Source organism: Flavobacterium branchiophilum NBRC 15030 = ATCC 35035 (genome assembly GCF_002217205.1).
GTDB lineage: Bacteria > Bacteroidota > Bacteroidia > Flavobacteriales > Flavobacteriaceae > Flavobacterium > Flavobacterium branchiophilum.
Map to the genome: position 1 here is coordinate 742 of NZ_MUGT01000074.1, position 23,013 is coordinate 23,754.

Here is a 23,013-nt window from a genome sequence, read left to right on the forward strand (position 1 = left end):
AATATATTTGGTATAACCAAAACAAAAGGGCAACAAAAAATTTGTTGCCCTTTGACTTTTGAAAAAATGGGATATTGCTATTATTTTTTCTTTCCTTTTGCAGGAGCTTTTGCTGCTTTTGCTGCTTCTTGAGCTGCTTTCATTGCCGCACGAGAAATTCTTACCTGACATACAACCGTATTATCTGGGTGCATCAATTTATAATTGTTTGTTGCCAATTTTGTAACATACAATTTATTACCCATTTCAAGTGGCGTAATATCTGCTTCAACAAAATCAGGAAGATGTGCTGGCAATGCCTTCACTTTCAGTTTACGAGTGTTTAAACGCAAAACACCTCCAGCCAAAACACCTTTTGATGTACCTACAATTTTTACTGGTACTTCCATTGTAATTTCTTTGTCGTCAAACAATTGAAAAAAGTCAATGTGCAAAATTTTGTCTGATACAGGATGCACTTGAATATCTTGTAGAATAGCATTGTACGATTTACCTTCCAATTCAATCACAACAGTGTGTGCGTTTGGAGTATAAACCAAGTTTTTAAAAGCTTTTTCTTCTGCCGAGAAATGAACTGCTTGATTTCCTCCGTATAACACGCAAGGAACCGCTCCAGCATTACGTAAGGCTTTTGTAGCAACTTTGCCCACGCTTTCTCTTTCTGATCCTTTAATTGTAATCGATTTCATTGTAAAATATATAAATAGTTAATAATTACTTGTTTTTTATTTCAATATCTCGAAATAATATTCTTGATTTTACATCAAAAATTTGTTGCTAATTGAGTTGTTGTTTTGAACCATTTGCATAACCTCTGCAAATAATGGTGCACAACTCACCACTTTAATTTTATTTGACGCTTTTTTTAGCGGAATAGAATCTGTAACAATCAATTCACTCAATTGCGAGTTTTCTATTTTTTCATAAGCATCACCCGATAAGATAGCATGTGTACATATAGCCCTAACGCTCAATGCCCCTTTTGCAATCATCAGGTCGGCTGCCTTTGCTAGTGTGCCACCTGTATCAATCATGTCGTCCACCAAAATAACATTTTTGCCCTTTACCTCTCCTATCAATTCCATCGAGTCAATTACATTGGCAATTTTACGTTGTTTGTAACAAATCACCACGTCCGATTTCAAAAATTTAGAATAAGCATAAGCTCTTTTAGAACCTCCCATATCTGGCGAAGCAATAGTAAGATCGCTCAAATTTAAACTTTCTACATAAGGCAAAAAGATAGTAGAAGCATACAAATGATCCACAGGTTTTTCAAAAAAACCTTGAATCTGATCGGCATGTAAATCCATCGTCATGATTCTAGTTGCTCCTGCTGCTTCTAACAGTTTTGCTGTTAGTTTTGCACCAATAGGCACCCGAGGTTTGTCTTTACGGTCTTGTCTGGCCCAACCAAAATAAGGAATAACCGCTGTTATATGTCGGGCTGAGGCTCTTTTTGCGGCATCTATCATCAATAACAATTCCATCAAATTATCGGCATTTGGAAAAGTTGAACATACGATAAAAACCCTCAAACCTCTTATGGATTCTTCGTAAGATGGCTGAAATTCGCCATCGCTATAAACCGAAAATGTAACTTTGCCCAATGTTGCTCCATAATGTTGGGCAATTTGTTCGGCTAGATGTACACTTTGCGAGCAAGCAAATATTTTTGCTTCTGGTTCTTGATGTAACATTAATGTGTTGTTTTGTAGTGAGTTAGTGTTGATGTGTTTTAATGCGGTGCAAATTTAGGAATAAATTTTGAGTACAGACTAAAAAAATTTCATTTTTTTTCTTGTTTTATATATTTTATTTTATACATTTGCACCGTGTTAAAGGAAAAAATATTTTATTATAAATATTTCTTTTATTGCGTTTAGCATAACTTTTGTTATGTTTGTCTGCTAAGCCCGGATGGCGGAATTGGTAGACGCGCTGGTCTCAAACACCTGTGGGAAACCGTGCCGGTTCGACTCCGGCTCCGGGTACTTTAAAAAGCTTCTATTTCTGTTGATTTAGAAGCTTTTTTTTATTTCATTTTTTTTTAAAATTCTAATTTTAGAGCATTTTTTGATAATAATTTTATTATTTTTGCTACTCAAATGATAAAATATGATAATTGCCAATCCAATTTACGACACCGTTTTTAAACGAATGATGGAAAATGAGCGAGTAGCAAAGTTTTTCATTGGAACTTTACTTGATGAACAGATAACAAAAGTAGAAGTTAAACCACAAGAATATACATATAAGGGAGAATTTGAAGAAAACGACCCCAAAGCAAACGAAATTATAGCAGAGCGGATTCAAAAAAGATACAATATATGGGTGTATCGGTTGGATTTTATTGCCACTATAAAAACAGCAACTGGCGAATATAAAAAAGTGTTGATTGAAATTCAAAAGGCAAAAAACCAAATTGATTTGATGCGATTTAGACGATATTTGGGCGAACAATATAAAAAAGAAGATAAAGTTAATCACGAAAACAATGCTTTACCTATAACTACTATTTATATATTGGGCTTTAATTTGCCAGAAATTCAAACTGCTTGTATCAAAGTAGAACGAAATTATAAAGATTTAGTTAACAGTAAAATTATTGATAAAAAATCAGATTTTGTAGAAAAATTAACTCACGATAGTTTTATAGTCCAAGTAAATCGAATTACAAACCGCTATCAAACCAAATTAGATCAATTGCTAAGTGTTTTTGAACAAAACAATTTTTTGGATGATAATAAAATAACCAAGCAATTTCAACACCCAACAGTCTCGGAAGACGTAAAAATAATGACCGATATTTTACATTATACAGGTATAAATCCTGAAGATCGAAAAAGAATTGAAATAGAACAAGAAGCTTGGCGAACTGTCAATGCAATGTTTGAAGATAAAGAAAGAGAGTTGCTTCAAAGAATAAAAGACAAAGAAAAAATTTTAGAAGAAAAAGATAAAGTTTTAGAAAAAAAAGATAAAATTTTAGAAGAAAAAGATAAAGTTTTAGAAGAAAAAGATAAAGTTTTAGAAGAAAAAGATAAAGTTTTAGAAGAAAAAGATAAAGTTTTAGAAGAAAAAGATAAAGTTTTAGAAGAAAAAGATAAATTAATTAAAAAACTATTGAGCCAAATAAATAAAAAAAAACAATGAACTAACTTATTCCAACTTTTTTAAATATTTTATTATTCCTTATTAAAATGAATTTAAAAAAATATGATGGTAAATATAAAAAGCGGCTCCAAAATAGGGCCGCTTTTTCGTTTAATATACAGTGAACTCGTTATTTAACAAATCAAATTTATTTTTTTGGAGCAAACGTTTTTAGTACTTTATTGTTTTTATCTAAAACTTCATAAAAAGACGAATTAGAATTTCCTATTGTACTCATAATCATTTTTTTGGAGCTTGGCACCCAAGAATAAAAGGCCTGAACAGTTGAACACTCCCAGTTGAATCCACATTTTTTGGTATCTTCAAAATCGTTTGTACCTCCTCTAGATAGAGCAACAATGGTAATGCCTGTTTTGTATTCCTTGCCAATTTGAGGCAGCGAACTTACGGTAACATTGTTAAGGTTGTATGACATAAAGGTATATGAATTCCAGGCAGCAACATTGTTGTAAGATATAATGCCATTAATATCGATATACATTTCCAAATTATAAGGTGGTGTAATTTCCGTTCCGTTTGGCAATCCTGTAACCCCTGTAACATCGTTAATAGAATAAGACACCCTTATCATATTGACACATTTAAAAGTACCATTTAAATAACGTAGATAACTTTCTAAATAAGATTTTAAATCAGGTCTCATGGCAAAAACAAATCTGATATTTAGGTTATTATTGCTATCTCTAACATATTCTGGATATACATGATTTAAAGCGACATCTAAAACTTGCTTGTCTGCTATCGACACAGAATTGTTTTTATCTATTAAGAAAGGGGTGATCACACCTAATTTATCTAAATCCAAACCATTGTATTTTGTTCCAATAGGCTTCCAACAGTTACAGTCTGCACCAACTGGAGTAGTCGTGTCTGAACCATTACAAACGTCTTGATTGACAATTATTGTTGGCAAACCAATCAATACCCTGTTGGTTGAAGACGGTGTTCCATTAATCACTTTAACAAGACTGTATAAAGGATTTGCATCGGCCGGATTAACAATTCGTAAAATATATTCGTTTTTTTCATTACCTGCGGCACCTTTCCCACAATATAAAGCATCGTCAGGTCCAAATTGAAGGGCACCATAATTATATACTGAACCTGTTGAATTTACATTGAGCCTTGTTTGTCCTGAGACATTGTTTAACGGAACTTTATAAATACCTCCATTAGCTTGAGAATCTAAATTGGAATAGTAGAGTAAACTTTCATCCTTTGAAAATTCAACTCCATAATTATTACCAGCTCTAAACACCATACTAGGTTCACTTCGTGCCTCAACTTTTCCATTTTGTACATTAAATTTGAAAATTTCTACATAATTCTTATTTGCATAAGCAATAAGATTTCCTTTTTGAGAGATTTTCATTTGACCGACTCCATCAAAAAAATCAGTTCGATGATGTTGTCCGGCATTACTCAAAATAGCAGTAGGTCTAGTATTTATAATATTTGAATCTACTTTAAATGAAATAAAAGTATTTGCATCTACGTTAGATTTATCCGAAAAGTTATGTACAACGATCCAATATTCATTTTTATTTGACATTTTATAGACAGCTAATTTCTCTGAAAATATGATATTAGTACTAGCATCACCATATAAATATTGTGGATTTGAAATTGTAGGCAACAAATTCCCATTTAATGTAACGATGCTATAATACAAACTGTTTTTTGCAATTAATGTGTCGTTTTGATCCCTCATATTGACTGTAAAAATAACATACGTATTACAATTAATAGGAACAATCGTAGCGGCATTTGTTGATGAAGTTGAGCTTTTCAATCTATTAGTTGAATTTGTTATCAAAGTATGTACTCCATTATTAATCCACCAAACATCTCTACCGTCTGTGTATATCACAATTTTTTTGTTCATATCAAAACCCATTGCACAACCTTCCATAGCTTGCATCAAATTACCACTTAAAAATACAGGTGGATTTGAAGAACTTGCGTTTGTAAAATCTAAACCTGCGCCACTTCCAAAAAACCATTGATTCTGCCCCCACGTCCCAAGGCTCAATAACATGAACATGCTCAGGAAAATTTGTTTTATTTTAATTGTTTTCATAATAAAATATTTTTTTAATGTTGCCTACTCTGTTCGTTTTCGGCTTCCCGATATTCTTTTTTCTTAAAATTTTTAAATAATGATTGAATTGTGATAAAAAAATACAAAATCTACACACTTGCTAAATAAAATTCATATTAACAAACTAATATTAATAAAAATATTATTATATAAATTTAATAATAAACAACTATTAAAATTAGTGATTTTTAAAATTACTTTACTATTTTTACAATAGATTGATTTGTATTGAAGTTATACACATTATTAGCTACAATATTGTCTAAATAATAATAACCATTAAAAGCGCCTCCCCATCCCCAATTCATATACGCAAAAGGCGTGTCTATTGTAGTATTGAAAGTCCAAAATCTAATTGTAAAACTAACTACACCATCAGCAACCCAAGCATGTCCACCAACATTGCCTACACCCGTATATATTACAGGTCTATTGTTACATATTTCAGCTTTTAAAATACTATACCAATTTGAAATCCCATTTGTACTACGAGGAACTATAGTTGCGCTGCTAAATCTAAAATTATTAACTAAAGCATTTCTTAAATTCCCAAGAGTAGCACCCGAGGAGATTGTCCCATAATTCATATTGACTGCCAAGCCAGCATGATAACTTATCTTTGCTTTATCCATATCTGACACATTATTCCAATTATAATTTTGATCAGATAAATTAAATGTTAAATTACCCACAACATCTGTTGAAGTATCATTCCAAGTAACTTGTCCATTGCCTTTTGCTGGATAATTATAATAATCCATAATTTCAGACATTGCTGTAGCAACACAACCTGTTACAGCCCTTACCCCTTGAGCACTTTGTGGACATAACGAATTGTAAGGTTGCTTTTGATTATATGTTTCTGTATTTAAAGATAAAGGACAGCCTTTTAAGTTTGAAATCAACTTGATTTTAGTTGAATTTAATAATAAATCATTCCATATTTCAGCTGGCTTGTTTAATGTTGGTGCAGAAATGCCTTGTTTTAAAACTCTAATCTGTTTTTTTAATTCAGATAGCCAAAATTGAAATTCATTGTTTGTACTTGCAAGTGTTGCAAAATTTTTATTTTCATTATATGCCAAAATTGGAAATGCTTTTTTATCATTTGCAACAATAACAAATCCATCATTAACCTTAAAAAAGTACATCAAACTACCTTCATCATCTTTAATTTCCTCGGCGTTTGAAATTACAAATGTTGATTTTGGATTTATTAATTTTAAAAAATTGGAAGCTACTTTTTCTGCTTCATTAACCGAAACATTTTGCCCCCACATCCCAAGACTCAATAACATTAACAAGCCTAATAAAATTTGTTTTATTTTGATTTTTTGCATTATAAAATATATATTTTAATGTTATTTTTTATGTTTTAACTAATTGTTATTATATTTGTTATGGAGTTCTCGGGCTTGTATCCATTGTTTTCTTTAGTAATTGTGCTTCGGCTTGCAAGTAAATTTCAATATTCCCATAACAAGGATAATCTGAACTGTTTTGTAACATTATTGGTAAATTAAACGTTCCAGTAACAGTTGATTCTAACACATAAGTATGGATGTTCCCAACACTTGTTGAACTAATTACCCTAATGTTTGAAGGCCAGTTAGTTGGTCTTAAATTCCAACCATTTTGAATAGTAAGTTTAATTTCTTTTCTAAACATACTCACCCAATAACCGCCATTTGATAATCGACCGCCACTTCTGCTGATGGTTACTGAAAAACAATTCCCATTAGGGTAATCAGGCGCTTTAATTTTTTTAATGGCATTTTTGAATTCTGATGCCGATTTTAAAATAATGGAATCTTTACTAGCATTTTTTTGACCCCACATCCCTAAACTTAGCAGAAGTACCAAGCCTAAGAAAATTTGTTTTAATTTAATTATTTTCATAATAAAATATTTTTTTAATGTTGCCTACTCTGTTCGTTTTCGGCTTCCCGTTATAAATTTTCACCAAAACTATTACAGTTACTTGCTGTTAAAAAATGTTTTGAGACAATGGTACTTTGTTTTGAGACAACGGTACTTTGATGTCAATTTTAATGTCAAAACCAAATTTTTCTTGTATTTATTCTATTTTAATCTATCCATTTTGCATATTAACTATTTTTGTTCATTATAGTATTCAAACCAATAATTGAAAAGGTCTATTTGTTGCTTATATGCCTATTTTTGGCAATGTTTATACAACAAATAAAAAACGACATGAATTGTTTTAAAAACATTTTTTTTTGTACTTTTGAACTTTGCATAGGAACTTGAACTCAAATAAAAACAAACATGAAGAAACAAATTTTATCCTTAATCTTATTTTTAACAACAATTATCGGACAGTCTCAAGAATTATTTTGGGAAACCAGTATCGATAAAGCCATTGAAGTGTCCAATAAAACCAACAAACCTATGTTGATGTTTTTTACCGGTAGCGACTGGTGTGGGTGGTGCATCCGATTGCAAAAAGAGGTTTTGAAAACCCCTGAATTTGCCACTTGGGCAAAAGAAAATGTAGTTTTGGTAGAATTGGATTACCCAAGACGAACACCACAAACAGATCAAATAAAGGCTCAAAACCAACAACTGCAACAAGTTTTTGGCATACAAGGTTATCCTACTATTTGTTTTGCCAATGCCTCTTTGAAAGAAGGGAAAATTAATTTTGAACAAATTGGCAAAACAGGTTACGTAGCAGGCGGCCCTTCAGAATGGTTGAAAGGAGCTGAAGAGATTTTGAAAAATAACACTAAAAAAGTTCAAAAAGCCACCAAAAAAGACAAAAAACAAGAAAAGAAAAACAAGAAAAAATAAAGCTGATTTCAAACTAAAGTTTAAAATATCCCTTTTCGGCAGTGGCATGAAAAGGGATTTTGGCTTTTTGGCAGGTTTGCTTCCATATTTGAATTGCCGATTTGTAGTTAGACCCATCTGCAACCACCATTTTGGGCTTACAATACAACAAGTATCTTTCTAAATTGACTTTGGGCGAATGTACTAACAACAAAATATCTGGTGCTATTTCAGGATAATACTTATCATTTTGTAGTATAAATATTTTTTTGTTATTAAAACTTAACACATCAGGAAGTATATTTTTATTTTTTATATTACAATAATGATCCATTGCATAATTTTGTACAAGATTAAAGCTTTTTTTATTAATAGTATCAGACATATAACACTTCAAATCGTGCTGGTACTTGCATACAACTATACTTTGTTTCCAGGTATCAAATACAACCATTTCTGCATTTGAAGTCAAATGGTATTTGGTATAAAACAAAGTCAATTGAAAAATTAAAATACTGATCAACCCAGCTCTTATAGTTTTGAAGTGCCTTTTTTTGAAACAAATTATCCAAGTTACAAGCATCAAATACAAGGAAAGCATCACCCATTTATGCAAAGGGATATTAGAAAACACAAACGTTTCAAATGAGGCAACCCAACTGATGATTTGGTTGAGTAATGCTATGAAAAATTTCAAAATCATGAGCCAAAAATGCGACACAAAATTACATGCGGCCATTATCAAAACAGGGACACCAATAGCCATACAAATAGCAATTAATGGCAAAACCAACAAGTTTGTAACCAAAAAAAGCGCTGGAAATTGATGAAAATAATACAAGCTTAATGGAAAAGTGCCCAACTGTGCCGAGGTAGAAACAGTAAAAACGTCCCAGAAATATTTTTTGAGGTATGGATTTTGAGGTTCCCAAACAGAATCCCACAAGGGTTGCATCCATACAATAAAAAACAACGAAATATAACTTAATTGAAAGCCAATATCAAACAAAAAAAATGGGTCATACAATAAAATGAGTAACATAGACACCAATAAAGTATGATAAAAATTAACGCCTCTGCCCAAATATTTTCCTACAGCAACAAATGAAAACATGACCACCGACCGCAAAATGGAGGGGGCAAAACCAGCTAAAAAACCATAAGCCCACAACATCAAAAGCAAGACAATTAGCTTTGTAAATCGGCCTTGGGGTGTGTTTGAGATGGGACTCAAAATAAACGTGATAAACCACATGATGAGCCCTACGTGTAAACCTGAAACCGACAAGATATGTACGGCACCTGCCGCTTGATAATCCTGAACCAACTCTTGCGAAATGTCTTGTTGCTGTCCTAATATTAATGCCATTACAACAGCCAAATCATTTCCTCTCAACCCATTGGTGTATAGGTTTTTTTCAATATGATCTCGAATAGATTGAGCATAGTAAGATATACTTTTTGTAGGTTTTGACTGGTATTGTATTATGGGTAACGAAATAAATATTTGACCATAAATTTGTTTGTTTTTCAAATATTGAGCATAATCAAACGTGCTGGGATTTTTTGTTTTTTGAACATTCGAAATGGCTGCATGCACTTTAATTGTCGTACCTACTTGAAATTCTATATCCGAAACGCTGTCTTTACTGATATTGACAATGAATTTTCCAAAACACGATTGACCATTTATTTGCTGCATCTGACCAACATATCGGTTGTAATTTGTTGAGGATTTTATTTTTTCGGCAATTTTAAATTCTAAAAAATGGTCTTTTTCTGCAGAAATAACATTGTGTGTAAAATGTCTTTTGTAATTATTTTCGTTATGCAACATAACCGTGCCAAATCCTATCCAAAATGCCATCCACACAACACAAAGGCCAAAATACATTTTCTGAAACACATCTTTATTTGATAAATAAAATGTTATACACAATAAAACAAAACAACAAAGCAACAAAACCCCAATAGAAGGCAGAGAAAGTTGAAAAAATTGTGAACAAAAAACTCCAAATACAAAAAACAATGTAATTCTAGCTAACGGAAAATCAAGAAATTTCATGGTTATAGACTTAAAATAATTTCAAAAATAAGAATTATTTTAAATATACAATAACTACTATTTACATTTTTCCATTTATTTTTTCAAATATTTTCAAAGCATTTCCATCTGTCAAAAGAGATATAAAATGACAAATATGTAATAATCTTTCATATAGAGAATGTTTTTCTAAATGGTATTTTTCTGGTAAAAGTTGCAATACAAGTTCGTCATAACTAGAGCTTTTTCCTTCGTATTGATTATTAAATGCTACTATAAACTTATCTAAAAGAGTTTGAATAATTTTATAGCCTACAATTTCTTTTTCTACAACTTCTCTACTTTGATAAATATTTTTGACACTCAATTGAATGATATCATTCATTTGGGCTTTATAAAGGCTTTTGTCCATAAGCGAAAACGGAAATTTACCTTCTAAAATAGACGCTTCATGGTCTATAAACACCCGAACAGCATCTGAAATTAAATTGCCAATGGCCAATGCTCTCAAATAGCTAATTCGATCTTCTTTTGTAGTTAATGTATTGTATTTTGATACATCAATTGTGTTTTTAACTAATTTAATTAAATATTCTAAAGCATAATCTTCAGATATAACGCCTAAATTGATACCGTCTTCAAAGTCAATAATGGTATAGCAAATATCGTCTGCAGCTTCAACCAAATAAGCCAACGGATGCCGCTCAAATCCAATATCTCGACCTGTTTTGTTAGCCATAAGGCCTAACTCCTGAGCTATTTCTTTAAAAAAAGCTTTATCATTTTGAAAAAAACCATATTTTTTGTCGGCAATATGTGGTGTAGGTTTTTTGGGTAAACTCTCTTTTGGATATTTCATAAAAGCCCCCAAAACGGCATACGTAAGTCGTAAACTTCCTGAAATTCCAGGCCTACTAGCCGTAAGCACCGAAAAACCGTTGGCATTTCCTTCAAAATCAATCAAATCTTGCCATTGTTTGTCATCCAACTGTTTTTTAAATTGTTGCCCATTGCCAATAGAAAAATATTCGCCTATGGCTTTTTCTCCCGAATGTCCAAATGGAGGATTTCCAATATCATGTGCTAATGAGGCAGCAGCAACTATGGCTCCAAAATCGTCTGGTTGATAGCCATAAACTTTTTGTAAATAAGGATGTTTTTCAATAATTTTTTTACCTACCAATCGACCAATCGACCTTCCAACAACAGATACTTCTAAACTATGTGTAAGTCGTGTATGAACAAAATCTGTTTTAGATAATGGTATTACTTGTGTTTTGTCTTGCAAACTTCTAAAGGCAGCCGAAAAAATGATGCGGTCATAGTCCACTTCAAATCCATTTCGTGTATCGTCTTGTTCTATCCTCAAGCGTTTGGTAGTATCGCCAAAGCGTTTTAAAGAAAGTAATTGTTCCCAATTCATAGCATTTTTTTTTAGTTATAAAATCAGTAGTTGATGTTGTAATGCCCCTTTATATGAAACCTGTAATGACAAAATCATTCAAGGTATCATGACACTTCTATTAACATTTTTGTTATTTCGACATTAAAAATCTATTTTTTATTTTCAATTACTTCCAATAATAATTTTTTTGCTCTCAAAATTTTGATTTTCACATTATTAAGGGGTTCATTGAGTTGATCTGCAATTTCTTGATAACTCATTTCTTGAAAATACCGTAATTGAATCACCTCCTGATAATGAGGTTTCAATTCTTTAATAAACTGTAACAATCTTGATAAATTTTGTTCCGTAATCAATTCATCTTCGGCAGAGGGTGTGGTATCGGCCACATTGTAAGCTTGTTGGTTTTCGTGTTCTGAAATTTCGATAAAATGGGCTGATTTTTTTTTGCGAAGCATATCAATATGCACATTTTTTGCAATGGCAATTAACCATGTATTAAATTGATATTCTGTATTATATGTCGCTATTTTATCAAATGCTTTTGAAAATGTTTCAATGGCTATATCTTCGGCATCGGTTTCATTTTCTGTACGTTTTAGCATAAAACCATATACTTCGTTCCAATAATGATCTAGCAAAAAAGTAAAACTTACTTGATCGCCATTTTGAGCTTTTTCGATGTGGGTTTTTATTTCCAACGGATGGGTTTTGAAATTAAATTTGATAAAAAAATATGCAATTGTGCTACTATCAATGCCACTTCAAGTATGGGAAACCATAATATTATTTCTTTTTCTTTGAGTTTTTTTGTAGCATAACCTATTGATAACCAAGCTGATAAATACCTAAAAGTGATCAATCCTAATACTATTTGCCATTGAAATGATACAGCTAACAAAATGATCGACAAAATAAAAAACAGCAATTGCGAGCAATAAAATAAGCCCAATTGCAATTTGTCAAACGGTTTGTAATAGGTAGCGGTGGTCAAATGTCTTCGTTTTTGAAAAATCCAGGATGCAAAGGAGTTTTTGGGTTTTGAATATGTAAAACTGCCTTCTGTACAACATATTGCAGTGTTGTTGGCAGTAGCTGCTTCGTTTATAAACAAATCATCATCGCCCGAACGCAATTTGATATGATTAATAAACCCATTTTGATTGAAAAATTCCGACCGATGGTAGGCCATATTCCGCCCCACTCCCATATAGGGTTTGCCCCATTTGGCCCACGAAAAATATTGGGTGGCTGTTAATACAGTTTCCAATCGGATGATTTTATTTAAAAACGATCCTTCCATTGTTTCATAACCTCCATAGCCTAAAACTATAGTTTTTTCAGGCTCAAAATGTGCTGTCATTTCAGTAATCCAATGGGTTGTTTTTGGGTAGCAATCGGCATCTGTAAATAACAAATAATCATTCTTGGCTGCTTTGATGCCTAAGGTTAGGGCATATTTTTTGTTGCCCCAAAAGGCTTCTACATTGGCAACTTTTACGAGTTTAATTTTAGGATTTTCCTTTTCAAAACCTTCAAAAATATCGAGGGTGTCGTCATTTGAATCATCGTCTATCAATACAATTTCGTAATCAGGGTAATCCTGATTGATTAATAAAGGAATGAATTTTTTGACATTTTCAGCTTCATTTTTGGCACATACAAGCACCGAAACGGCAACTTTTTTGGGCGAAAGTGTTGTTTTTTTGGCAAATACAAATTTTCCAAATACGATAACATAATATGAAAACTGAATAACAATAACCGCTATAAACAAGAAAAAAATTACATCCATAATAGTTTTATAAACTTTTGAAAAAGCAGGGCAAAAATACAAAATTACTCATTATTAGGCTTCATTTAAGCTGTTTTTTTAAAAAAATTAAAAAGGGCATTGCTTTATTTTTTGTGCCACCAAATGGGCTTGTGGATCGTTGGTTTTTTCTAATTCTTGAATAATTCGTTTTTTATTTGCTGCATCCCGGTTTTGCGACATTTTATGAACTGCTTCTATTGCCGTAATGGCTATTTCAAAACTGGTTATGCCCCGAGCTTCCATCATGGTTCTTGGCGATAAATTTTCAACTCGAATAGGGTTTTCGCTGTTTTTTTCGTATTTATCAACTAGTTTTTTCAGGATTTCCAATCCTTTTTTATCGTCCAAAACCCTAACTTTTCCATATACATGCACGGCTTCATAATTCCATGTTGGCACATTTTCGTGGTCGTACCACGAAGAGGAAATATAACAGTGAGACCCTGAAAAAACAGCCAAAACCAATTCATCCTCTTTAAATTGTTTGGCTTGAGGGTTCCCTTTAGACAAGTGCCCTACCAATACCGGTTCCCCTTGTTCGTTTTCGGTTTGCAAAAGCGGAACGTGCGTTGCCCATGGTTTGCCATTGGTTTGATTAATTAAAATTGCAAATCCGTTGTCAGCTATAAACTGGGCAATTTCTTGTTGATTCTCGTTTTTGTAAATTTCTGGTATATACATAGTTACATATTATTTAGTGCCATAAATGATTCTTTCATTTCCATAAATATCTTTTAAGAGCGTTACGTTTTGAAAATGATACTGTTCCAATAAAACCACCATTTCAGGCCCTAAATATTGGTTAATTTCAAAAAACAACTGACCTTCAGGTGTAAGGTTTTTTTGTGCCAATTGCGTTATTTTTTCATAAAATACTAATGGTTTTTCATCTGAAACAAATAAGGCTAAAGCGGGTTCGTAGCCTAAAACATTTTGGTGCATTTCGGCTTTTTCAAGTTGTCTTACATAAGGGGGATTTGATACAATGATGTCAAAATTTTGCCCCAAATCATCACAATCTAAAATATTTTGATGCCAAAACTGAATGGACACCCCATTTGAAGTCGCATTTTGTTGTGCTATTGTCAAAGCTTTTTCAGAAACATCAAGGGCTGTAACCTGATAATGAAGTCTATTCTTTGCAAGTGCAATAGCAATACACCCCGATCCTGTACCAACATCTAATATTTTGAAGGATGCTTTTGAAGGATTCTTTTTCAAAATTAAATCTACCAATTCTTCCGTTTCTGGCCTTGGAATCAAAACATTTTCATTAACCAAAAAATCCATGCCATAAAAGGAAGTAGTTCCCAAAATATATTGAATGGGTTTTTGTTGTAAGAGTTGGTCCAAAATGATATGCCACTCCTTAATTTCAATAGCAGAAAAAGTCAAATGTGGTTCTAGTGCCAAATCGACCCTGCGGAGCTGTCGTTTTTGTTCTAAAATCAAGTAAAAAAAATGCTCTATTTCCATTGCATCATATAGCCCTTTTAATGACTCATGAAAAAACGATTGATATTCTTTTATTTTCATATTGTTCAAAAAATTATAACGCTTTGATCATCCAAACGGGGCAAGAGGTGTGACCCGTGCAGCCCATGGGTTGGTCCAAATAGGTAAATCCCGATTTTAAATACAATTTTTGAGCATCTTGCATATAGGGCATGGTTTCCAAATAACATTTTTCGTATCCAAAAGCTTTTGCTTGCTCCAAACAAAGTTGCATCATTTGAGTACCCAAACCTTTGCCTCTGGCTTGTGGCAAAAAGTACATTTTTTGCAATTCACATACTGTTTCAATAGCCCCTTCTAGCTGGCCAACACCCGCACAACCAATAATTTGACTGTTGCTTTCTATCACAAAATAAGCATGGCGTGGTTTGTTGTAGTTTTCATACATCGATCCTAAAAAGGGGTCGGCATAAGCAGTTCCCACTTTGGGTGCTCCCATTTCCATGAGTACCTGTTGAACAATGGCTTTAACTTCTGGATTGTCTTTTGGCAAAATAGCTCTAAGCTGTATCATGTTTTTTAATTCTTAAAATTAGCTTCCATTTTTTGACAAAAATAACTAATTTTGCCAAAAGAAAACGCCATCAGCAACAAGTTTGCACAAGCAAACACCATTTTATTAAAAAACGATTACTTATTGATGGTTGCAAAACAATACATTTTATACGAATGAAAACACACGAAAAATATATGAATAGGTGCGTTCAACTAGCCCAAAGGGGTTTAGGAACAACATATCCTAATCCATTGGTTGGTAGTGTCATTGTTTTTGAAGATCGGATAATTGGCGAAGGTTGGCATCAAAAAGCGGGCGAAGCACATGCAGAAGTGATGGCTATCCAATCTGTAAAAAACACTGAATTATTATCAAAAGCTACTATTTATGTTAGTTTGGAGCCTTGTAGTCATTTTGGAAAAACACCTCCTTGTGCTGATTTGATTATTGCTAAAAAGATTCCCAATATTGTTATTGGCACCGTAGATCCATTTGCAAAAGTGTCGGGCAATGGCATAAAAAAATTGGTTGAAGCAGGTAGAAATGTTACAGTTGGTGTATTAGAAAAAGCTTGCAATGCCCTCAACAAACGTTTTTTTTTGTTTCATAAACGGCATCGACCATACATTATATTGAAATGGGCCGAGAGTCGAGACGGTTTTTTAGCACCTGCACACCAAGAGTTGGGGCAACCCGTGTGGATAACCAATGAAATGTCCCGACAATGGGTGCATAAATGGCGAACCGAGGAGCAAAGTATATTAGTGGGAACTCAAACAGTGTTGATGGACAATCCGCAACTTACGGCTCGAGACTGGACTGGAAATCAACCCATTAGAATTGCATTAGACCAAAAACAGCGTATTCCAGCTACTTCAAACATTATGGATGGAGCCGCACCAACAATAATAATTACAGCAAACGACTTGGATTTTAGTCAATCTATTGCACCGCAGATGGCCCATTTTTTATATCAAAAAAACATCCAATCCGTAATTATAGAAGGCGGATTACAAACGTTGAACACCTTTATTGAAGCCAATTTGTGGGACGAAGCCCGAATTTTTAAAGGGACTACAATTTTTGGCAAAGGCACAAAAGCACCTTATTTGAACACTATTCATTTTGAAAAACAATATATTTTAGAAGACGAACTTTTAATTGGTTATAATCATGACAGCAATCATTTTTGATTTTGGCGATGTACTCATCAATTTGAATAGAAGACAAACCCAACTTGCCTTTGAAAAATTAGGTTTACAAAATTATGAAAACATCATAACATCGGCCAACGATGCTTTTGAAAAAGGCACTATAGACGAGCTAACATTTTTAGAAACATTTCAAAAACACATTCCAAATGCAAGTTTATCCGACATTAAAGCAGCATGGAATACCATTTTGGGCGATTTCCCAACCTATCGATTGGATTTTTTAAAAAAATTAAGTCAAAACTATGATTTGTACTTATTATCCAATACCGATGCCATACATATTGCCTATTTTGAAAGCCAAACACCCGCAACATTTGTAAAAGAATTTTACCAATGTTTTAAAAAAATTTATTTTTCTTTTGACCTTAAAATGAGAAAACCCGATTTGGAAATATACCAACATGTATTACAAGACAATGGTTTGAATCCCAAAAAAACGTTATTTATAGATGACAAAAAAGCCAATACCGATGCAGCAGCCCAGTTGGGTATTAGCGTTTGGAACTTGCAAGTAGGGCAAGAAGATGTGGTATCATTATTTGAAAAAAATTTACAATAATGACTTCAGATACCTATAAAACAATTACAAATCCATCGCAAGAGGTATTATTTAAGGAAAAAAACAGTAAGTTTTATGGCTATGCTTTTCCCATACAAAATGAAGACGATGTAAAAAAACACATAGCACCATTGCGAAAAAAACACCCTCATGCGGTTCATTTTTGTTATGCTTTTCAAATAGGAACAGCAGTGCCCTATTTTAGGGCTCATGATGATGGCGAGCCTAGTAATAGTGCGGGTTTGCCTATATATGGACAAATACAATCGCACCAATTAACCAATATATTGATAGTGATAGTACGCATTTTTGGCGGAATAAAATTAGGCGTTGGGGGGCTTATGGCTGCTTATAAAACAGCGGCACAAATGAGCCTTGAATCGGCTGAAATAGTTGAAAAAACCATAAATATACATTATATCATTTCGTTTGATTACAAAAACATGAATCGGGTAATGCGGATAATCAAAGAAAAAAACTTAGATGTAATAGCTCAAAAAATGGACATGAGTTGTGAGATAGAAATAGCTACCCGAAAAAAAAATGCCGAAGCAATATTCGACATTTTTAATCAACTGTTTGAAATAGACATTCGTTCAACAGACCCGAATTAAAGGTTGTTATATTGGGCTAAAATATGAGCAATAGCATCGGGAGGAGCTGTTGGACGACCAGTTTTTAGATCGACAAATACCAAAATAAACTGTGCCGTTGTTAATAACTCATGGGCTTCGCTCCAAATTTCACAATCAAATTCTATCTTAACAGACGACTGACTTTTGAACTTGGTTTTGATGGTTAGCAAGTCGTCATATCGGGCAGGTTTTTTATAATTGAGTGTCATGGATACAATTGGCAATGCAATACCGCTTTCTTCTAGACTTTTATACGAAACCCCCTGATTTCTAAGCCATTCTACTCTTCCAATTTCAAAATATGGTATATAATTACCGTGATAAACAACCCCCATTTGGTCGGTTTCGGAGTATCTAACTCTAACTTGTACTTCGTGTACTGGCATAAATTTATTTTTAAATTCAACATTAATTTTAATGATTCTTTACAACATTTTTTTTAAAAAAACAATCCCTATTTATTTTTTTAAACAGAAAATTGTTCACATATTTGTTACCCCAAAAATAACCAAAAAATTAGCCTATTTATTAACGATTTTAAAAAAAATAAAATAATAATTCAATCTATCTATTATGAACAAAACTGCTCAATCGGTATGGGAAAATTGTCTGGTATTTATAAAAGACAACATTCCAGATCAAGCATTTAAAACTTGGTTTGAACCAATTAACGCAGTAGAATTAACTGACAACGCATTGTACATTCAAGTGCCAAGTAAATTTTTTTACGAATGGCTAGAAGGACATTATGTTGAATTGTTAAAAGTTGCCCTTACCAAAGAACTCGGAAAAAACGCAAAGTTACTCTATAAAATCAAGATGGAGCAAACTTTGGGAAACAAAAAACCATTTACGGAACAATTGCCAAGTATGAACAGGGCAGCCCTCAAGGCTCAAGAAGTGGACACCCCAACAAAAAGTTTGAATCCCGAACTTAAAAACCCATTTGTAATTCCAGGCATTAGAAACCTTAAAATAGAGTCGCAACTCAATATCAATTATACTTTTGATAATTTTATGGAGGGAGAATCCAACCGCTTGGCTCGCTCCGCAGGATTGGCAGTTGCCAATAAACCTGGCGGTACTTCATTCAATCCGTTGTTGTTTTTTGGCGGAAATGGTTTAGGAAAAACGCATTTGGCTCATGCAATTGGGGTTGAAATTAAAGAAAAATTTCCAGAAAAAACCGTATTGTACATTTCGGCCGAAATTTTTACGCAACAATATATTGATGCAGTTCGTAAAAATAATCGTAATGATTTTATACATTTTTACCAATTGATAGATGTATTGATTATTGACGATGTACAGTATTTTTCGGGAAAATCTGGTACACAAGATGTGTTTTTCCATATTTTTAATTATTTGCATCAAAACCACAAACAAGTTATTTTAACTTCAGACAAAGCACCCGTTGATTTACAAGACATTGAACAACGATTGCTCTCTCGATTCAAATGGGGTTTGTCTGCAGAAATTCACCAACCCGATTTTGAAACCAGAGTAGCCATTTTAAACTATTTGTTATACCGAGATGGCGTAGAAATTCCAAAAGATATTATTGAATTTTTAGCAAAAAACATCAAAGTAAACGTAAGAGAACTAGAAGGTGCATTAATTCAATTGATAGCACAATCTACACTCAACAAGAAAGAAGTCAATTTAGATTTGGCTAAAAATGTAGTTGAAAAATTTGTTAAAAATGTAAAAAAAGAAATTTCAATTGATTTTATTCAAAAAACCATTACAGAATATTTTCAAATCGATTTACCTACATTACAATCCAAAACCAGAAAACGTCATGTTGTACAAGCAAGACAATTGGCCATGTTTTTTGCAAAAAAATATACCAAGTCATCGTTAGCCAATATTGGTTCACAAATTGGCGATAGGGATCATGCAACAGTGTTACATGCTTGCAAAACGGTGGACAACTTACTCTCTACAGACAAAGAGTTTAAAAAATATGTAGATGAAATCAATAAAAAATTGTCTTTATAAAAATGTTCCAATACCTATTTTATCCTTTATGTATTAAAATAGCATAATTAACACTATGAAAACCAACGTATTGATGATCTGTTTAGGCAATATTTGCCGGTCGCCATTGGCAGAAGGCCTATTAAAATCCAAGTTACCATCCGAAGTATTTGAAGTAGATTCGGCTGGTACTGGACATTGGCATACAGGACAAAAACCCGACAAACGATCTATAGAAGTGGCTGCAAAATACAACATAGACATTAGCCAACAAAGCGCAAGACAATTTCAAGAGGCCGATTTTGAAACATTTGACCATATTTTTGTAATGGACAAAACCAATTTGACAAACATTTTAGGCCTTACTACAAACAAAACCTATCAACAAAAGGTTTCGTTGATTTTGAATGCCATTTACCCCAATCAAAACCACGAAGTGCCAGACCCTTATTATGATGGAATGCACGGTTTTGAAAAGGTATTCCAACTACTTGATGAGGCTACAACTGCCATTGCAAAACAACTAACGCAATCCGCTAAATAATTGAAAATGAAATACTTTATACTTGTAATTTCACTATTTGTCATTGAAAATAGTCAGGCTCAAAACAAACATTTTACTGTAAATGAAGGCCGATTAACTTGGAAAACAACCTTTAAAACAGCAGAACAGCAAGTGCTAACGGCCATTGCCAAAAACAATCCTCGGTATTTTATTCGTAAAAACGAAAATGCTGGCAAATCAAACAAAGTAAATTGTACTTGCAAAGGCAGTAGTTTTTATACGGAACAATATTTTGATTTTAATTTTAAAGTAACAACCCAAAACGGCAGCTATACTGTTGAAGTAAGTGATATTGTATTTGAAAGCGAAGGCGATAACAACACCAATAACCATTTGGAAGATTTTGTTTTGAAAAGGGGTAAAAACACCTCATTTATAAACACACCCAAAAATTTTGCAAACCTAGATTGTTTTGATGCTTATTTTAAAAAACACTTTGTGATTTCAGATGCTGAAGAAATAATGCCTTAATTTAATAATATTTAAAAAAAAAGACCTAATTTTGTTGAAATACTAAATCCAATAAGATGATTAATTATTCAGCAAAAATGCTTAGAGACGATGCGTTTTCAGGCAAAGTTATAGTAGTTACGGGTGGTGGCAGCGGACTTGGCAAAGCCATGACACAATATTTTTTAGAACTTGGTGCTGCTGTAGCCATTACTTCCAGAGATATTGAAAAACTTCAAAAAACAGCTCAAGAACTTGAAAGTAAAACTGCTGGCAAATGTTTGGCAATTGCTTGCGACGTACGCCACTATGACCAAGTAGAAAACATGTTGCAAGAAGTGCTAAAAACCTTTGGCAAAGTAGATGTGCTTTTAAATAATGCTGCAGGAAATTTTATATCGCCTACCGAAAGGCTTTCGGCCAATGCCTTTGATACCATTATAGACATCGTGTTGAAAGGCTCCAAAAATTGTACGCTTGCTTTTGGCAAACATTGGATACAAGCCAAACAAACCAATGTGAGCATCCTAAATATCGTTACTACCTATGCTTTTACTGGATCGGGCTATGTAGTGCCAAGTGCTACCGCAAAAGCAGGTGTATTAGCCATGACAAAAAGTTTGGCCGTAGAGTGGGCCAAATATGGTATTCGATCCAATGCCATAGCACCAGGCCCATTTCCAACAAAAGGGGCTTGGGACAGATTGCTTCCAGGTGATTTAGCAGAAAAATTTGATATGTCGAAAAAAGTTCCTCTCCGTAGGGTGGGCGACCATCAAGAGTTAGCCAACCTTGCAGCTTATTTGGTATCTGATTTTTCAGCTTATATTAATGGCGAAGTTGTGGTTATTGATGGAGGCGAATGGCTACAAGGAGCGGGGCAGTTTAATATTTTGGAACAAATTCCTGCTGAAATGTGGGACATGCTCGAAGCCATGATCAAAGCCAAAAAAGGAAGTTGATAAAAAACAGTTGTACCATATTTACCTTTCTCAACTTTTTATTTATACGCATACAATACTGAAAAAAATGTATAATTTATAAATATAAGATTAATTATTTTAAAAAACCGATATTAAAAAACACAGTAATCACTGTGTTTTTTTTATAAATTATCATTGCAATAATATTTCATTAAACGAAAAACAGACTCACTTGTATCAAATCTTGGTCAAAGTAGTAATTTTTGGACAACAAATCGTCCCATATATAAACGACTTTACGTTAAATAATCAAAATGCTACTACAGAAGATTGTTAATAACCATTAAATCAAAATTCTGAGTGTTTTCTAAAATATACTTTTCCATTACCTTTGACGATACAAAATCTATGGCTACATTATCTACCCGTTTGACGCTGTCATTGTCATCAGAAAGAAGGATTCTATCCTTGAAAATGTTAATTTCTTTAAGGTTTTGAAGGTTTATTTTTTCATTTATCCCAGATATTATCAATATGCCGTTACAGATTATCAGCTACCCCTTTTGGTAAATCAAATAGACCATTTAAAAATAAAAGCAAGCCAAATACAAAACTAATTATTGCATATTGATGGCTATTTTTTGTTACAACAATAACAATAGATGAAACCAAAAGTATGCTTCCTAATATCAATAAAGTTATTTTTGAATAGCAATCATTTTTAGTAGGATAAAGGACATAATACACCCTCCCCTTTTTGTAACAATACTGCTCATAAAGTTGATATAACAAATAAAAAATAAAAAACTAATAATGGTAACAATTGGGCTATCCAATGTTGTGCCTATAAACCATAACAATGCAAAAATTATAACCTCAACCATAGTTTTTAGGTCATTTGTGTGTTTTTTCATAAAATTTTAATTATTTAACAATAAACACATTTCAATATTGTAAGTTATTATTTAAAAACACTAAGTTTAAATTGCTAGATTCAACAAACAAATGCAACTTTTGGTTTTACAAATTTAAAAAAAATGACGACTGTTTTTCATAATTTAGATTTTTTTGCCACCATCACCATTTGACGATACTATATAAAACATCTTTTTTTTCAAAATGAGGTTTTGAATAACATACAATGGGTTCAAAACCGTTTTCTAAAGCCATTTTTCATAATTTTATTTTTATATTAATTTAATTTAAATAGATTCATATTTTTTTTACAAAACAGTTTTTTAAAACAAATACTTTCAAATTGTTATTTTTTTTACAACATTGTATCATCATTTTTAATTGAAATTTAATTTATACCAAATATATTTATCGAGTTATTTACA

General features: G+C 32.7%; 22 protein-coding genes and 1 tRNA gene. 10 read left to right on the forward strand and 13 right to left on the reverse strand.

The genetic code is table 11. The annotated features are described in order from the left end of the window. Nucleotides 1–80: 80 nt before the first annotated feature. Nucleotides 81–689 carry a 50S ribosomal protein L25/general stress protein Ctc gene (locus B0A58_RS09370; protein ID WP_014083119.1) on the reverse strand — a complete coding sequence of 203 codons (609 nt, stop codon included), beginning with the start codon at nt 687–689 and terminating at the stop codon, nt 81–83. Nucleotides 690–758: 69 nt separating this feature from the next. Continuing rightward, nucleotides 759–1,700, reverse strand: coding sequence for a ribose-phosphate pyrophosphokinase (locus B0A58_RS09375; protein ID WP_014083118.1), 942 nt, complete (start codon nt 1,698–1,700; stop codon nt 759–761). A gap of 214 nt (nt 1,701–1,914) precedes the next feature. Between B0A58_RS09375 and B0A58_RS09380 the strand changes: the two genes are divergently transcribed. Both B0A58_RS09380 and B0A58_RS09385 read left to right on the forward strand, forming a co-directional pair. After that, nucleotides 1,915–1,994, forward strand: a tRNA-Leu gene (locus B0A58_RS09380). A 124-nt stretch (nt 1,995–2,118) separates the two neighbouring features. After that, complete coding sequence (locus B0A58_RS09385; protein ID WP_089080839.1) at nt 2,119–3,156, forward strand: hypothetical protein; 1,038 nt, start codon at nt 2,119–2,121, stop codon at nt 3,154–3,156. 148 nt (nt 3,157–3,304) lie between these two features. Here B0A58_RS09385 and B0A58_RS09390 read toward each other — a convergent pair whose 3' ends face one another. The 3 genes from B0A58_RS09390 to B0A58_RS09400 all read right to left on the reverse strand — a co-directional run bounded on the left by B0A58_RS09390 (nt 3,305) and on the right by B0A58_RS09400 (nt 7,177). Further along, nucleotides 3,305–5,257 carry a hypothetical protein gene (locus B0A58_RS09390; protein WP_133063115.1) on the reverse strand — a complete coding sequence of 651 codons (1,953 nt, stop codon included), beginning with the start codon at nt 5,255–5,257 and terminating at the stop codon, nt 3,305–3,307. A gap of 215 nt (nt 5,258–5,472) precedes the next feature. Continuing rightward, nucleotides 5,473–6,618, reverse strand: a complete 1,146-nt coding sequence (locus B0A58_RS09395) for a C10 family peptidase (RefSeq protein WP_089080841.1) — start codon at nt 6,616–6,618, stop codon at nt 5,473–5,475. Between the two features lie 58 nt (nt 6,619–6,676). Next, nucleotides 6,677–7,177: a hypothetical protein gene (locus B0A58_RS09400; RefSeq protein ID WP_133063116.1), complete on the reverse strand. Its 501-nt coding sequence runs from the start codon at nt 7,175–7,177 to the stop codon at nt 6,677–6,679. 390 nt (nt 7,178–7,567) lie between these two features. Between B0A58_RS09400 and B0A58_RS09405 the strand changes: the two genes are divergently transcribed. Further along, nucleotides 7,568–8,092: a thioredoxin family protein gene (locus B0A58_RS09405; protein WP_089080843.1), complete on the forward strand. Its 525-nt coding sequence runs from the start codon at nt 7,568–7,570 to the stop codon at nt 8,090–8,092. A 13-nt stretch (nt 8,093–8,105) separates the two neighbouring features. Here the strand turns inward: B0A58_RS09405 and B0A58_RS09410 are convergent, their stop codons facing one another. The 7 genes from B0A58_RS09410 to B0A58_RS09440 form a co-directional block, all read right to left on the reverse strand. After that, nucleotides 8,106–10,136, reverse strand: a complete 2,031-nt coding sequence (locus B0A58_RS09410) for a ComEC/Rec2 family competence protein (RefSeq protein WP_089080844.1) — start codon at nt 10,134–10,136, stop codon at nt 8,106–8,108. A 61-nt stretch (nt 10,137–10,197) separates the two neighbouring features. After that, complete coding sequence (locus B0A58_RS09415) at nt 10,198–11,538, reverse strand: deoxyguanosinetriphosphate triphosphohydrolase (protein ID WP_089080845.1); 1,341 nt, start codon at nt 11,536–11,538, stop codon at nt 10,198–10,200. Between the two features lie 131 nt (nt 11,539–11,669). After that, nucleotides 11,670–12,221 carry an RNA polymerase sigma factor gene (locus B0A58_RS09420; RefSeq protein ID WP_089080846.1) on the reverse strand — a complete coding sequence of 184 codons (552 nt, stop codon included), beginning with the start codon at nt 12,219–12,221 and terminating at the stop codon, nt 11,670–11,672. Then, nucleotides 12,212–13,315 (reverse strand): glycosyltransferase, encoded by a 1,104-nt coding sequence (locus B0A58_RS09425; protein WP_089080847.1) that lies wholly within the window; start codon nt 13,313–13,315, stop codon nt 12,212–12,214. Before B0A58_RS09425 ends, B0A58_RS09420 begins: the two co-directional genes overlap by 10 nt. An 87-nt stretch (nt 13,316–13,402) precedes the next feature. After that, a complete protein-coding gene (locus B0A58_RS09430; protein WP_089080848.1) occupies nt 13,403–14,017 on the reverse strand; it encodes an FMN-binding negative transcriptional regulator in 615 nt (204 codons plus the stop codon). Between the two features lie 9 nt (nt 14,018–14,026). Beyond that, entirely contained in the window at nt 14,027–14,872 is an 846-nt protein-coding gene (prmC, locus tag B0A58_RS09435; RefSeq protein ID WP_089080849.1) for a peptide chain release factor N(5)-glutamine methyltransferase, read from the reverse strand. A 13-nt stretch (nt 14,873–14,885) separates the two neighbouring features. Beyond that, entirely contained in the window at nt 14,886–15,365 is a 480-nt protein-coding gene (locus B0A58_RS09440) for a GNAT family N-acetyltransferase (protein WP_089080850.1), read from the reverse strand. Between the two features lie 155 nt (nt 15,366–15,520). Between B0A58_RS09440 and ribD the strand changes: the two genes are divergently transcribed. The 3 genes from ribD to B0A58_RS09455 are packed head-to-tail and all read left to right on the forward strand — an operon-like array spanning nt 15,521 to nt 17,734. Beyond that, the gene (ribD, locus tag B0A58_RS09445) at nt 15,521–16,540 is read left to right on the forward strand and encodes a bifunctional diaminohydroxyphosphoribosylaminopyrimidine deaminase/5-amino-6-(5-phosphoribosylamino)uracil reductase RibD (RefSeq protein ID WP_089080851.1); all 1,020 of its coding nucleotides are present in this window, start codon (nt 15,521–15,523) and stop codon (nt 16,538–16,540) included. After that, on the forward strand, nt 16,521–17,120 hold the full coding sequence (locus B0A58_RS09450; RefSeq protein WP_089080852.1) for an HAD family hydrolase: 600 nt from the start codon (nt 16,521–16,523) through the stop codon (nt 17,118–17,120). Before ribD ends, B0A58_RS09450 begins: the two co-directional genes overlap by 20 nt. Next, entirely contained in the window at nt 17,120–17,734 is a 615-nt protein-coding gene (locus tag B0A58_RS09455; protein WP_089080853.1) for an IMPACT family protein, read from the forward strand. Before B0A58_RS09450 ends, B0A58_RS09455 begins: the two co-directional genes overlap by 1 nt. On the opposite strand, the gene B0A58_RS09460 is transcribed toward B0A58_RS09455, so the two are convergent. Next, on the reverse strand, nt 17,731–18,141 hold the full coding sequence (locus tag B0A58_RS09460) for an acyl-CoA thioesterase (RefSeq protein WP_089080854.1): 411 nt from the start codon (nt 18,139–18,141) through the stop codon (nt 17,731–17,733). The genes B0A58_RS09455 and B0A58_RS09460 overlap by 4 nt on opposite strands. Nucleotides 18,142–18,328: 187 nt before the next feature. Between B0A58_RS09460 and dnaA the strand changes: the two genes are divergently transcribed. The 4 genes from dnaA to B0A58_RS09480 are packed head-to-tail and all read left to right on the forward strand — an operon-like array spanning nt 18,329 to nt 21,712. After that, a complete protein-coding gene (dnaA, locus tag B0A58_RS09465) occupies nt 18,329–19,756 on the forward strand; it encodes a chromosomal replication initiator protein DnaA (RefSeq protein WP_014083101.1) in 1,428 nt (475 codons plus the stop codon). 55 nt (nt 19,757–19,811) lie between these two features. Further along, nucleotides 19,812–20,279 carry a low molecular weight protein-tyrosine-phosphatase gene (locus tag B0A58_RS09470; RefSeq protein ID WP_089080855.1) on the forward strand — a complete coding sequence of 156 codons (468 nt, stop codon included), beginning with the start codon at nt 19,812–19,814 and terminating at the stop codon, nt 20,277–20,279. A gap of 6 nt (nt 20,280–20,285) precedes the next feature. Continuing rightward, nucleotides 20,286–20,771 (forward strand): hypothetical protein, encoded by a 486-nt coding sequence (locus B0A58_RS09475; RefSeq protein ID WP_089080856.1) that lies wholly within the window; start codon nt 20,286–20,288, stop codon nt 20,769–20,771. Nucleotides 20,772–20,830: 59 nt separating this feature from the next. After that, nucleotides 20,831–21,712, forward strand: coding sequence for an SDR family oxidoreductase (locus tag B0A58_RS09480; RefSeq protein WP_165766318.1), 882 nt, complete (start codon nt 20,831–20,833; stop codon nt 21,710–21,712). The last annotated feature ends 1,301 nt before the right edge of the window (nt 21,713–23,013 follow it).

Excerpts from the sequence above, each read along its gene's own strand:
- B0A58_RS09370 (WP_014083119.1), bottom strand. The coding sequence starts at position 689 with ATGAAATCGATTACAATTAAAGGATCAGAAAGAGAAAGCGTGGGCAAA.
- B0A58_RS09375 (WP_014083118.1), bottom strand. The coding sequence starts at position 1,700 with ATGTTACATCAAGAACCAGAAGCAAAAATATTTGCTTGCTCGCAAAGT.
- B0A58_RS09385 (WP_089080839.1), top strand. The coding sequence starts at position 2,119 with ATGATAATTGCCAATCCAATTTACGACACCGTTTTTAAACGAATGATG.
- B0A58_RS09390 (WP_133063115.1), bottom strand. The coding sequence starts at position 5,257 with ATGAAAACAATTAAAATAAAACAAATTTTCCTGAGCATGTTCATGTTA.
- B0A58_RS09395 (WP_089080841.1), bottom strand. The coding sequence starts at position 6,618 with ATGCAAAAAATCAAAATAAAACAAATTTTATTAGGCTTGTTAATGTTA.
- B0A58_RS09400 (WP_133063116.1), bottom strand. The coding sequence starts at position 7,177 with ATGAAAATAATTAAATTAAAACAAATTTTCTTAGGCTTGGTACTTCTG.
- B0A58_RS09405 (WP_089080843.1), top strand. The coding sequence starts at position 7,568 with ATGAAGAAACAAATTTTATCCTTAATCTTATTTTTAACAACAATTATC.
- B0A58_RS09410 (WP_089080844.1), bottom strand. The coding sequence starts at position 10,136 with ATGAAATTTCTTGATTTTCCGTTAGCTAGAATTACATTGTTTTTTGTA.
- B0A58_RS09415 (WP_089080845.1), bottom strand. The coding sequence starts at position 11,538 with ATGAATTGGGAACAATTACTTTCTTTAAAACGCTTTGGCGATACTACC.
- B0A58_RS09425 (WP_089080847.1), bottom strand. The coding sequence starts at position 13,315 with ATGGATGTAATTTTTTTCTTGTTTATAGCGGTTATTGTTATTCAGTTT.
- B0A58_RS09430 (WP_089080848.1), bottom strand. The coding sequence starts at position 14,017 with ATGTATATACCAGAAATTTACAAAAACGAGAATCAACAAGAAATTGCC.
- prmC (WP_089080849.1), bottom strand. The coding sequence starts at position 14,872 with ATGAAAATAAAAGAATATCAATCGTTTTTTCATGAGTCATTAAAAGGG.
- B0A58_RS09440 (WP_089080850.1), bottom strand. The coding sequence starts at position 15,365 with ATGATACAGCTTAGAGCTATTTTGCCAAAAGACAATCCAGAAGTTAAA.
- ribD (WP_089080851.1), top strand. The coding sequence starts at position 15,521 with ATGAAAACACACGAAAAATATATGAATAGGTGCGTTCAACTAGCCCAA.
- B0A58_RS09450 (WP_089080852.1), top strand. The coding sequence starts at position 16,521 with ATGACAGCAATCATTTTTGATTTTGGCGATGTACTCATCAATTTGAAT.
- B0A58_RS09455 (WP_089080853.1), top strand. The coding sequence starts at position 17,120 with ATGACTTCAGATACCTATAAAACAATTACAAATCCATCGCAAGAGGTA.
- B0A58_RS09460 (WP_089080854.1), bottom strand. The coding sequence starts at position 18,141 with ATGCCAGTACACGAAGTACAAGTTAGAGTTAGATACTCCGAAACCGAC.
- dnaA (WP_014083101.1), top strand. The coding sequence starts at position 18,329 with ATGAACAAAACTGCTCAATCGGTATGGGAAAATTGTCTGGTATTTATA.
- B0A58_RS09470 (WP_089080855.1), top strand. The coding sequence starts at position 19,812 with ATGAAAACCAACGTATTGATGATCTGTTTAGGCAATATTTGCCGGTCG.
- B0A58_RS09475 (WP_089080856.1), top strand. The coding sequence starts at position 20,286 with ATGAAATACTTTATACTTGTAATTTCACTATTTGTCATTGAAAATAGT.